The 11,566-nt window shown below is 29.5% G+C and carries 14 protein-coding genes; all 14 read left to right on the plus strand.

Annotated elements, in window-relative coordinates:
- A partial coding sequence (locus tag VK071_13065; protein HLR36243.1) for an EF-Tu/IF-2/RF-3 family GTPase occupies positions 1-836 on the plus strand: 836 nt, incomplete at its 5' end.
- A gap of 12 nt (positions 837-848) precedes the next feature.
- Positions 849-1,217: a 30S ribosome-binding factor RbfA gene (rbfA, locus tag VK071_13070; protein ID HLR36244.1), complete on the plus strand. Its 369-nt coding sequence runs from the start codon at positions 849-851 to the stop codon at positions 1,215-1,217.
- Between the two features lies 1 nt (position 1,218).
- Entirely contained in the window at positions 1,219-2,193 is a 975-nt protein-coding gene (locus VK071_13075) for a bifunctional oligoribonuclease/PAP phosphatase NrnA (GenBank protein ID HLR36245.1), read from the plus strand.
- A gap of 17 nt (positions 2,194-2,210) precedes the next feature.
- Positions 2,211-3,089 (plus strand): tRNA pseudouridine(55) synthase TruB, encoded by an 879-nt coding sequence (gene truB, locus VK071_13080; protein HLR36246.1) that lies wholly within the window; start codon positions 2,211-2,213, stop codon positions 3,087-3,089.
- 13 nt (positions 3,090-3,102) lie between these two features.
- Positions 3,103-4,014 carry a bifunctional riboflavin kinase/FAD synthetase gene (locus VK071_13085; GenBank protein ID HLR36247.1) on the plus strand — a complete coding sequence of 304 codons (912 nt, stop codon included), beginning with the start codon at positions 3,103-3,105 and terminating at the stop codon, positions 4,012-4,014.
- A gap of 127 nt (positions 4,015-4,141) precedes the next feature.
- Positions 4,142-4,411 (plus strand): 30S ribosomal protein S15, encoded by a 270-nt coding sequence (rpsO, locus tag VK071_13090; GenBank protein HLR36248.1) that lies wholly within the window; start codon positions 4,142-4,144, stop codon positions 4,409-4,411.
- A gap of 105 nt (positions 4,412-4,516) precedes the next feature.
- Positions 4,517-6,634: a polyribonucleotide nucleotidyltransferase gene (gene pnp / locus VK071_13095; protein ID HLR36249.1), complete on the plus strand. Its 2,118-nt coding sequence runs from the start codon at positions 4,517-4,519 to the stop codon at positions 6,632-6,634.
- Between the two features lie 100 nt (positions 6,635-6,734).
- Positions 6,735-7,442 carry a polysaccharide deacetylase family protein gene (locus VK071_13100; protein ID HLR36250.1) on the plus strand — a complete coding sequence of 236 codons (708 nt, stop codon included), beginning with the start codon at positions 6,735-6,737 and terminating at the stop codon, positions 7,440-7,442.
- 10 nt (positions 7,443-7,452) lie between these two features.
- Entirely contained in the window at positions 7,453-7,884 is a 432-nt protein-coding gene (gene dut, locus VK071_13105) for a dUTP diphosphatase (GenBank protein HLR36251.1), read from the plus strand.
- A 98-nt stretch (positions 7,885-7,982) separates the two neighbouring features.
- The gene (locus tag VK071_13110; protein HLR36252.1) at positions 7,983-8,231 is read left to right on the plus strand and encodes a YlmC/YmxH family sporulation protein; all 249 of its coding nucleotides are present in this window, start codon (positions 7,983-7,985) and stop codon (positions 8,229-8,231) included.
- A gap of 67 nt (positions 8,232-8,298) precedes the next feature.
- Positions 8,299-9,510 carry an aspartate kinase gene (dapG, locus tag VK071_13115; GenBank protein HLR36253.1) on the plus strand — a complete coding sequence of 404 codons (1,212 nt, stop codon included), beginning with the start codon at positions 8,299-8,301 and terminating at the stop codon, positions 9,508-9,510.
- A gap of 148 nt (positions 9,511-9,658) precedes the next feature.
- Positions 9,659-10,333 carry an ATP-dependent Clp protease proteolytic subunit gene (locus VK071_13120; GenBank protein ID HLR36254.1) on the plus strand — a complete coding sequence of 225 codons (675 nt, stop codon included), beginning with the start codon at positions 9,659-9,661 and terminating at the stop codon, positions 10,331-10,333.
- Between the two features lie 62 nt (positions 10,334-10,395).
- Positions 10,396-11,220 carry an undecaprenyl-diphosphate phosphatase gene (locus VK071_13125; GenBank protein HLR36255.1) on the plus strand — a complete coding sequence of 275 codons (825 nt, stop codon included), beginning with the start codon at positions 10,396-10,398 and terminating at the stop codon, positions 11,218-11,220.
- Positions 11,221-11,272: 52 nt separating this feature from the next.
- Positions 11,273-11,566, plus strand: a 294-nt coding sequence (locus tag VK071_13130; GenBank protein HLR36256.1) for a cell division protein FtsK, incomplete at its 3' end; no start/stop codon positions are given.

The following is an 11,566-nucleotide window of genomic DNA, read 5'->3' on the forward strand; positions in this document are numbered from 1 at the left end:
TCAATGATAATGGCGAAAGAGTAAAAACTGCTACACCTTCTATACCTGTTATGATTTTAGGATTATCCGAAGTTCCAAATGCAGGGGAAATGTTATATGCTACAGAAGATGAAAAACTAGCAAAAGATTTTGCCGAAAAAAGACGGGAAATTCGAAGAGATGAAAAATTAAAGGCAAATTATAAAGTTTCATTAGATGATTTATTTGAGCAAATTAAAGAAGGGGAAGTTAAAGAATTAAGTGTAATAATTAAAGCGGATGTAAGAGGTTCTATTGAGGCTATTAATCAAACTTTAATGCAATTAGAAACTGATGAGGTTAAAATAAATATTATACATGGTGGAGTTGGTGGTATAACAGAAAGTGACGTAATGTTGGCTGCAGCATCTAATGCAATAGTTATAGGTTTTAATGTAAGACCGACTCTTACTGCAATAGATTTATCTAAAAGAGAAAATGTTGATGTTAGGACCTATAGAGTTATATATGATGCTATTGAAGATATAAAATCTGCTATTTTAGGAATGCATGAACCTAAAATTGTAGAAGAAGTTATTGGTAGAGCGGAAGTGAGAGCTACTTTTAAGGTGCCACAAATTGGTACTGTTGCAGGCATTTATGTACAGCAAGGTAAGGTTACTAGAAATAGTAAAGTTAGGTTACTAAGAGATAATATAGTTATACATGAAGGAGATGTTTCATCATTAAAAAGGTTTAAAGATGATGTTAGAGAAGTAACTACAGGCTATGAAAGTGGACTGGGAATTGAAAATTACAATGATATTAAAGAAGGAGATATAATAGAAGCTTATATATTAAAAGAAGTAAGAAGATAGAGGTGTACTTTAATGAAAACAAAAAGGTTAAATAGAATTTCTGAAGAGATAAAAAAAGTTACTGCGGAGATAATAAATTATGAATTAAAGGATCCAAGAATTAATAATATGACTAGCGTAACAAGGGTAGATGTTACTAATGATCTTAGCTATGCAAATATTTATATTAGTGTTCTTGGTGACGATTTAGAGAAAGAAAAAACTTTGGAAGGGTTAGAAAGTGCAAAAGGTTTTATAAGACGAGAAATAGGTAATAGAGTTGAACTAAGATATTTACCTGAACCTGTTTTTCATATAGATAAATCAATAGAGCAAGGAATATATATATCTAAATTAATAGATAAAGTTAATAAGGAAGATAAAGAAAAAAGGAGCAAATAATATGTCTAAAAACCTAGAACAGTTATTATCTAGTGGAATAGAGATTATTAATAATAGTGAAAATATTTATATTGGCTCTCATATAAATCCTGATGGGGATAATATAGGTTCTTTATTAGCATTAGGCATGGCTTTAAAGGAGATGAATAAAACTGTTCATCTTGTAAAGGTAGATAGTATACCAAAGGATTATCAATTTTTACCTAATGTGCACCTTATTAGTGAGCCTACACAAGATGAAGAATTTGATTTATTTATAGCTTTAGATTGTAGTGATTTAGATAGATTAGGTTCTGGAAAAGAAATTGCACTTAAGGCTAATAAAATATTAAATATTGATCATCATATAACAAATGATAATTTCGGCCATATTAATATGGTTTTCCCACCTGCCAGTTCAACTGGAGAAATAGTTTATTATTTGATTAAAAAACTTAATATACCCATAAATAGAGATGTAGCAGAATGTTTATATGTGGCTATCTCAACTGATACTGGTAGTTTTATGTATGATAGCACAAGTTCTAATACCCATAGAGTAGCAGCAGACTTATTGGATAAGGGTATCAATTTAAATAAGATAACTACTCAATTATATCAAAGTAGGAGTCTAGAGAGAACACGGCTTTTTATAGAAGCCTTAAAGAATTTAAATCTTTATTATGATGGAAAAGTTGGTACTATTAAAATTACTCAAAAAATGCTAAAGGATAATAAGGCTACAATGGAAGATACGGAAGGTATAATATCCTTTATTAGAGATATAGAAAATATAGAGGTTGCCTGTATTTTAAAAGAATATGACAAGAAAGAAATTAAATTAAGTCTTCGTTCTAAAAAATATCTAGATGTTTCAAAAGTATGTTTAGAGTTCAGTGGTGGTGGACATAAAAGAGCTGCAGGCTGTACTATTTTTAAGGATATAGAAGAGGCAGAAGAAAGTGTTCTAAATAGTATAAAGGGCTATTTAAGGTAATGAATATGGATGGAATTTTGAATATTTATAAACCACCAGGTATGACTTCTTTTGATGTAGTATCTATTGTAAGAAGGGAATTGAAAATAAAAAAGGTTGGACATACGGGAACCCTTGACCCTATGGCCAGTGGAGTTTTGGTATTGTGTACTGGAAAGGCTACTAAAATAAGTCAATATATATTAGGATCAAAAAAATCTTATATTGGAGAGTTAACCTTAGGCTATGAAACTGATACACAGGATTTAGAGGGAAAGGTTTTAAAGCATTCTAAGAAAAAAGTAAGTAGTAAGGATATATCTGAAGTTTTCAATAGTTTTAAGGGAGAATTAAGTCAGATACCTCCTATGTATTCAGCAGTTAGGTTTAAAGGCAAGAAACTTTATGAATTAGCTCGAGAAGGAAAAGTTGTAGAAAGAAAGTCTAGAAAGGTAACTATTTATAACTTAGACATACTAGAAATAGATGAAAATAATAAGGTGCTATTTGGTGTAGAATGTTCCGCTGGTACTTATATAAGAACTTTGTGTAATGATATAGGCTATAAATTAGGAACTTATGGATATATGTCTTATTTAACCAGAACTAGTGTTAGTAATTTTAAAATTGAGGATTCTATAGGGCTTAATTCTATTAAGGGAAAGAATAAAGACTCTATAAGATCTTTAATACTTCCTATTGATAAGGGTTTAGTAAATTATCCTAATATTATACTAGAGGATAAATATTATAGTAAAATTGTAAATGGAGTAATGATTCCTGTTGAGAATTTAAATATAGATTATAATTACAATGATATTTTAAAAGTTTATAGTGAAGAAAATTTTTTAGGTCTAGGTAAAATTATTAAAAGGGATGGACAAGAATTATTAAAAATGATTAGAGTCCTAGTATAAAGGTGATAATATAATGAAAATAATTAGTGTAAATAATACCTTATACAATGAAGAGGTAGCTATTGTCTTAGGAGATTTTGATGGCCTACATATTGGTCATCAGGCTCTAATAAATACTGTAAAAGAAGAAGCTAAAATTAATAATATAAAAAGTTCTGTATTATTTTTTCAAAATCATACCCGTCTTATTACTAGAAAGGATAAAGATTTAACTTTATTAAGTGATAATGAACAAAAATTATCTATTCTTCAAGATTTAGATATTGATACTGTATATACTATAGATTTTAACGAAGAGTTAATGTCCTTATCTGGTGAGGAGTTTGTAAAGAAAATATTACTAGATAAATTAAATACAAAAGTTGTAGTTGTTGGTTTTAATTATAAATTTGGGCATAAGGCTTCTTGTGATGCAGATACTCTTAGAGAACTTGGTGAGAAATATGGCTTTAAAGTAGTTGTAGTTAATCCTGTTTGTATAGATGGGGAGTTAATAAGTAGTACCCTTATTAGAAAGCTTATAAAAGAGGGTAATATATTAAAAGTAAATAATCTTTTAGGAAGAAACTATTCAATTAAAGGGGAAGTAATAGATGGTCATAAAAGAGGTGGAAGGTTAGGGTTTCCTACTGCTAATTTAAAGATGGACCATAACTTCACTATGCCCAAGTTTGGAGTTTATAAGACTAATACTATTATTGATAATGAAGAGTATTTAAGTGTCACTAGTGTAGGTATTAATCCTACTTATAATGAGAAAGATATAAAAATAGAGACTCACATTATTGATTTTGAAAAAAACATCTATGGTAAAAAAATAGAGATTAGTTTTTTAGAATATATGAGAGATGAGATAAAATTTAACACAGAAAAAGAACTAATTGAACAAATTAATGAAGATATTAAATACGCTAAAATGAAATAATCTATTTACTTTTTAATGGTTTTGTGTTAGAATTATCGTGATTGACATACCTTTTGCTATGTTTCTCGTTTACCTCGGCGATATACTTAGCTAAAGGTGAATTTATTTATTAGGAGGTTGAAAACATATGACTTTTACAAAGGAACAAAAGACACAAATTATTGAGGAATACAAATTACATGATGGAGATACTGGTTCTCCAGAGGTGCAAATTGCTATTTTAACTTACAGAATTAATGCTTTAAATGAACATTTAAAGGAACATAAAAAAGATCATCACTCAAGAAGAGGTTTATTAAAAATGGTTGGCCAAAGAAGAGGTCTATTGAAATATTTAGAGAAAAAAGATATTGAAAGATATAGAAATCTTATTGGAAAACTTGGAATTAGAGGTTAATAAAGAGCGGGTCTCCCGCTCTATTAATTTATATGGATAAATACATTAATCTAAAAGTGTAAAATGTAATAATAATGATACAATATATAATGAAGGAGGTTAAGTATGGAGAAAGTATACAAACATAATCTATCGGGACGAGAATTAAAAGTAACAATTGGGAAGGTGGCTGAACAAGCTAATGGCTCTTGTATAGTTCAATATGGTGATACTGTTGTATTAGTTACAGCTACAGCATCTAAAGAACCTAGAGAGGGAATAGACTTTTTCCCATTAAGTGTTGATTTTGAAGAAAGGTTATATTCAGTTGGAAAAATTCCAGGTGGCTTTATTAAAAGAGAAGGTAGACCTAGTGAAAAAGCTATACTTACATCAAGATTAATAGATAGACCTATAAGGCCCCTATTTCCAGAAGGATATAGGAATGATGTACAAGTTATAGCTACTGTTCTTTCTGTAGACCAAGATTGTACTCCAGATATTGTGGCTATGATTGGATCATCAATAGCTTTAACTATATCCAATATACCTTTTGATGGACCAATTGGTTCTGTTTTAGTAGGAATGATTGATGATAAATTCATTATTAATCCAACTAGTAATGAAAGGGATAATTCTGAATTACATCTTATAGTGTCTGGGACAAAAGATGCAGTAATGATGGTTGAAGCTGGGGGAAATGAAATACCTGAATCTACAATGCTAGAAGGAATTCTCTATGCCCATAAGGAAATCCAAGGCATATGTAAATTTATTGAAAAAATCAAAGATGAAATAGGAAAAGAAAAACAAGAGTTTCCTGAATTTTGTCCTGATAAGGAAATTGAAAAAGAAGTAAGAGAGTTTGCTAGTGAAAAAATAGCAGATTCTATTCACACTTTTGAAAAACAGGAACGAGAAGAAACAATTAATTCTGTAAAAGAAAAAGTATTAGAAATATTTTTAGAGAAATATCCAGAAAATGAAAGTGATGTTAATGCAGTTCTTACTGATATTGTTAGAGAACAAATTAGGAAAATGATAATAGAAAAAGAAGTTAGACCTGATGATAGGAAACCAGATGAAATAAGACCTATATCCTGTGATGTAAACTTATTACCTAGAACCCACGGTTCAGGGCTATTTACGAGAGGTCAAACTCAAGCTCTAACTATTGCAACTTTAGGAGCTTCTAGTGACGTTCAAATAATTGATGGTATTACTGAGGAAGAGTTTAAACGTTATATGCATCATTATAATTTCCCACCTTATTCTGTAGGAGAAACAAGAATGCTAAGAGGTCCCGGCAGAAGAGAAATAGGTCATGGGGTTTTAGCAGAAAGAGCTTTAGAGCCAGTAATTCCTTCTGTAGAAGAATTTCCTTATACAATTAGATTAGTTTCTGAAGTACTAAGTTCTAATGGTTCTAGTTCCCAAGCCAGTGTATGTGGTAGTACATTAGCTTTATTAGATGCAGGTGTACCTATAAAAGCTCCAGTGGCAGGTATTGCTATGGGATTAATGAAGTCTGAGGATAAAACTGTTATATTAAGTGATATACAAGGTATGGAAGATTTCTTTGGAGATATGGATTTTAAAGTTGCTGGTACCGAAAAAGGTATTACTGCCATACAAATGGATATTAAAATATCTGGTATAGGTAGAGAAATATTAGAAAAAGCTTTAGATAAGGCTAGAGCAGGTAGGCTTTTCATATTAGACAAGATGAATGAAGCAATTTCTAAGCCTAGAGAAGAATTATCTCCCTATGCTCCTAGAATATTTACTATGAATGTAGATACTGATAAAATTAGGGATATTATAGGACCAGGTGGAAAAATGATTAATAAAATAATTGATGAAACTGGTGTAAAGATCGATATTGATGATGATGGAGAAGTTATTATAGTTTCTGAAACTGTTGAGGGTGGAGAAAAGGCTATAGAAATGATAGAAAAAGTAACTAAAGATGTTGAAGTAGGGGAAATATATTTAGGTAAAGTAGTTAAAATAGTTAACTTTGGTGCCTTTGTTGAAATATTAAATGGCAAAGAAGGATTAGTTCATATATCAAATATTTCAAAGGAGAGAATTGATAAAGTAGAGGATGTTCTTTCTATAGGAGAAGAAATATTAGTAAAGGTTATTGAAATTGATAATCAAGGTAGAATTAATTTATCTAGAAAAGCTGCCCTACCTAAGGATGAAACTAAGGATAATAAGCCAAAAAGAAATAACAAATAAGCTAAGGCATGAACCAAAAAAAGGTTCATGTTTTTTCTTAGTAATAATTTATATGGACCTCTTAATATAATAGTATAAATGTATATTTTGGAGGTTAAATATGAAAATTATTTTTTTAAAAAAGAAAACTATATATATTCTTCTGACTATAGTTTTTATTATTTTATTAATTGGTTTGATAAACTCTTTGTTTAATAAAGCAGATGAAACTTTTAATAGAGATATTTTTTATAAAGGCACTAGAGATGAAAAGGTACTGGCCTTTGCTTGTAATGTAGATTGGGGCAATGAATATATTATACCTATGTTAGATATATTAAAAGAAAATAATATTAAGATTTCCTTTTTTGTTACTGGAAGATGGGCAGAGGAGAATGAAGAATTATTGAAAAAGATTTATGATAATGGCCATGAAATAGGAAATCATGGCTATTCGCATAGAGACTATGATAAATTAAATTATGAAAACAACAAAGAAGAAATTGAAAAGGCCCATAATATTATAAAAGAATCCTTAGGAATAGACTGTAAGTATTTTGCACCTCCATCAGGAGCTTATAATGACAACACAGTGAAGGCAGCAACTGATTTAGATTATGATATAATAATGTGGAGTGTGGACACTATTGACTGGAGAGAGGATAGTACAAGAGATGTAATTATTGAAAGAGTTACAAGTAAGGCTCATAATTCAGCTATTGTACTTATGCACCCAACGGAAGAAACTTTAAATGCTTTACCTATATTAATTGAAAAATTAATGATTGATGGTTATAATATTGATACTATTAACAATATTTTAAATTGAGGTGATAAATATGGAAATTGAAATTGTAAATAAAAGTGATTTACCCTTACCAGAATACAAGACAGAAGGATCTTCAGGTATAGATTTATATGCAAATTTAGATTCTTCTATTACTATTAAACAATTTGGTAGAGTGTTAGTACCTACTGGAATTTATGTATCTATTCCTAAAGGTTATGAGGGACAAATTCGAGCGAGAAGTGGTTTGGCTTTAAAGCATGGTATTAGTTTAGCTAATGGAATTGGAACCATAGATAGTGATTATAGAGGAGAAATTAAGGTGATATTGATTAATTTTGGAGATGAACCCTTTATTATAGAGAAGGGAGATAGAATTGGACAACTAGTTTTTCTAAAATATGAAACTGTTAAGTTTAAACTAGTTGAAAAATTAGATGAAACAGAAAGAGGGTCAGGAGGATTTGGACATACTGGTTTTTAATAAAAAATAATAATATCATATCAAATCTTATCATAATTGATAACAACATAATACTAAACTCCTATTTCATATAATATATTATAACTACATACTAAGGAGTGATATTATTGAATCTATATGAACTGGGAGGAAAAGAAATCGTAAATTTAAATAATGGTGAAAGATTAGGAAATATTGCTGAAGCAGATATTGTTGTAGATAAAAGAACTGGTAAAATTCAATCTTTACTTATGCCAGATGGAAGGATGCAGTTTAAATTATTTGGTGAAAGAAATGATATTGAAATTCCATGGGATTCTATTAGAAAAATTGGTAACGACATGATTATAATTGAATTAGATATTTAGTTTTCACATCTAAAAAAGAAGAGCCATAATATGAACTAGCGATAGCTTTATTAGAGGAGAGATGCCTATGAATATTGTTGTACAAAAATTTGGTGGAACATCATTGGCCAATGATGAAAATCGAGAAAAGGTTGTTGAAAAAATAATAGAAAAGTATAATAAAAATTATAATATTATTGTAGTTGTTTCTGCAATAGGCAGAGCAGGTAATCCTTATGCCACAGATTCTTTACTAGATCTTGTAGATAAAACTTTTTTGGATAATCGTGAAATAGATTTGCTTCTTTCCTGTGGGGAAACTATTTCTGCTGTAGTATTATCAAATTTATTAAATAAAAAAGGTCTGAAGTCTAAAGTTTTTACAGGATATCAAGCTGGTATAACTACTGATGAAAATTTTGGAGATGCAGGAATTACTAAAATTGAACCTACTAAATTAATAGAAACATTAAATAAGAATGAGATTGCCATTATTACTGGGTTTCAAGGTATGACCATAGATGGAGAAATTACTACTTTAGGCCGAGGAGGAAGTGATATTAGTGCTATAGCCTTAGGAAAGGCATTAGATTGTGAATCCGTTGAAATTTACACTGATGTTGATGGTGTAATGACTGCCGATCCTAACATTGTACCCACTGCTAAAGTTTTAGAAACTATGTGTTATTCAGAGGTTTATCAATTAGCTGAAGATGGAGCAAAAGTAATACATCCTAAGGCTGTAGAAATTGCTCAACAATATAATGTACCTGTAAAAATAAAAAATACTTTTAGCAATAGTTCTGGAACTACTATTGAGGAACCTAATATTAATTATTATAATAATAGAAAGGAATTATACGGTAATAAAATAATTACTGCAATCACATATAAAAAAGGACGAGTACAAGTTAATATAAAAACTGATACTGAGGATCATACTGAAAAGCTCATGGAAAAAGTAACAGAGTACAATATAAGTATTGATCTTATAAACTTTTTTCTAGATAAAAAAGTTTTTACTATTGACAAAAAAGATTTAACTAAGCTAGTTAAAATATTAGATAGTGAAGATTATGAATATGAAATAGTAGAAGATTGCTGTAAGCTAAGTGCTATTGGATATAAAATGCAAGGATTACCTGGAGTTATGGCTAGAATTGTTAGTGCTTTATCAAAAGAAAACATAAAAATTCTTCAATCTTCTGATTCCCATAACACTATTTGGTGTCTTGTTCGTGAAAAGGATTTAAATAAAGCCATTAAGGTACTTCATAAAGTCTTTGAATTGGATAAATAGATATTTTTACAAAAAAGGGCGGATTTCTTTGTTTATTATTATTTCACAAAAGAAATTCGTCTTTTTCTCTTTTTTATAGTAAGGCATATATTTTGTAAAAATAGTAGACACTATATAAAGGAACTTTAATAAAAAATGGAGGATTTTTATGAATAATTTTTTAAATGGCGATTCTGATAAGAAGGATGTAAAAGAAAATGTTAAGGATGTTGGAACGACCCAAATTCCAGAAATCTCAGAAACTATTCAATTCATTACTATAATTGGGGAAATAGAAGGTCATGTATTAGCTACTCCCGATAAAAAAACTACTAAATATGAGCATATAATACCTCTTTTAATTGCTTCTATGCAAAATCCTAAAATAGAAGGATTATTCATTATTTTAAATACAGTGGGGGGAGATGTAGAAGCTGGTTTAGCCTTGGCCGAATTAATCAATAGTATAGATAAACCAAAAGTTTCTTTAGTACTAGGAGGTGGTCATAGTATAGGTGTACCTTTGGCTACTGCTACAGATTATTCTTTCATAGTTCCTACTGCAACAATGACTGTTCATCCTATTAGAACTAAAGGCCTAGTCATTGGAGTACCTCAAACTTTTAGATATTTTCAAAAAATGCAGCAAAGAATTATTAATTTTATATTAAGAACCTCTGAAATTGATAAGGAAAAGTTAATGCCTTTAATGTATGATACAGATGAATTAGCAAATGATGTAGGGACTATACTAATAGGGCAGGAGGCAGTGGATTGTGGATTAATTAATGAGGTGGGAGGTATTAATAAGGCTTTAGATAAGTTAAATAGTTTAATAAAATAGTATAACTAGAAAAATTATGCTATAATATCATAAGCAAAGAAAATTTTATTGGGGGGATTGATGTGACAATTTTACAATCCATTGCATTAGGTATTGTTCAGGGAGTAACTGAATTTTTACCAATTAGTAGCTCAGGACATTTAGTCCTGCTTCAACATTTTTTTGGTATAAAAGAGGGGAATTTATTTTTCACTGAAATGCTTCATTTTGGTACCTTGATTTCAATTATAATTGTCTATTTCAATGAGATAGTAAAAATTATTGCTGAATTCTTTAAAATGATATATCAAGGTTTTAAAACTAAAAAGATGAAGATTAGAAATGAATATCAAAGGTTAGCATTAATGATAATTGTTGGAAGCATACCTACTGCTATTATTGGAATCTTTTTTAAAGATTTATTTGAAAAACTATATTCTTCAATTTTTGCAATAGGTATTGCCTTTTTGTTAACAGGTTGTTTATTATGGATAGCAGATAAAAAAACTGCAGGATATAAAGATGCTAATGCTATGTCTAGTCTAGATGCTACTATTATTGGTGTATTTCAAGGTATGGCTATTATGCCTGGTATATCTCGTTCAGGCTCAACTATAGTAGCAGGCCTTTTAAGAGGTTTAGACAGGCCACTTGCAATAGAATATTCTTTCCTATTAGCTCTACCTGCTACATTTGGAGCAGGAGTCTTAGGGATTAAAGAAGCTGTAGAAGCTAGTGGTGGTGCTAATTTTTCTGTTCCTTTAATTATTGGAGTTATAACTTCAACAGTTGTTGGAGTACTTGGCCTTAAGCTACTTATAAGTTTATTAAAGAATAAAAAGTTTCATTATTTCTCATATTACTTATGGCTATTAGGAATTATTACTATAGCTAGTCAATTTTTTTAAAATATAGAGGATTTTTTAATCCTCTATAGAATCTTATCTAGAGGTGGTACCTTTGAATAAAGGCAAAAAAAAGAAATTTTATAACAAAGAAATTACAGCAATATTTATAGTAACATTCGCTATACTGTCTATTATTAGTTTATTTAGTGATAAAACTGGAATATTGGGAAGGATTTTACGAGGTTTTTATTTTAAACTCATGGGCTTTGGTGGATACATATTTCCATTAATTATTTTATGTATAGGAATATTATTTTTACTAGATAAAATAAATATAAACGGAGAAAAAAAGGCATTATACCTTTCCATAATTTTTATATGTTTTCTAGTTATATTAGACATATAT

This window comes from Tissierellales bacterium, from assembly GCA_035301805.1.
GTDB lineage: Bacteria > Bacillota > Clostridia > Tissierellales > DATGTQ01 > DATGTQ01.

Excerpts from the sequence above, each read along its gene's own strand:
- VK071_13100 (HLR36250.1), top strand. The coding sequence starts at position 6,735 with ATGAAAATTATTTTTTTAAAAAAGAAAACTATATATATTCTTCTGACT.
- VK071_13075 (HLR36245.1), top strand. The coding sequence starts at position 1,219 with ATGTCTAAAAACCTAGAACAGTTATTATCTAGTGGAATAGAGATTATT.
- rpsO (HLR36248.1), top strand. The coding sequence starts at position 4,142 with ATGACTTTTACAAAGGAACAAAAGACACAAATTATTGAGGAATACAAA.
- VK071_13120 (HLR36254.1), top strand. The coding sequence starts at position 9,659 with ATGAATAATTTTTTAAATGGCGATTCTGATAAGAAGGATGTAAAAGAA.
- pnp (HLR36249.1), top strand. The coding sequence starts at position 4,517 with ATGGAGAAAGTATACAAACATAATCTATCGGGACGAGAATTAAAAGTA.
- dapG (HLR36253.1), top strand. The coding sequence starts at position 8,299 with ATGAATATTGTTGTACAAAAATTTGGTGGAACATCATTGGCCAATGAT.
- dut (HLR36251.1), top strand. The coding sequence starts at position 7,453 with ATGGAAATTGAAATTGTAAATAAAAGTGATTTACCCTTACCAGAATAC.
- VK071_13085 (HLR36247.1), top strand. The coding sequence starts at position 3,103 with ATGAAAATAATTAGTGTAAATAATACCTTATACAATGAAGAGGTAGCT.
- rbfA (HLR36244.1), top strand. The coding sequence starts at position 849 with ATGAAAACAAAAAGGTTAAATAGAATTTCTGAAGAGATAAAAAAAGTT.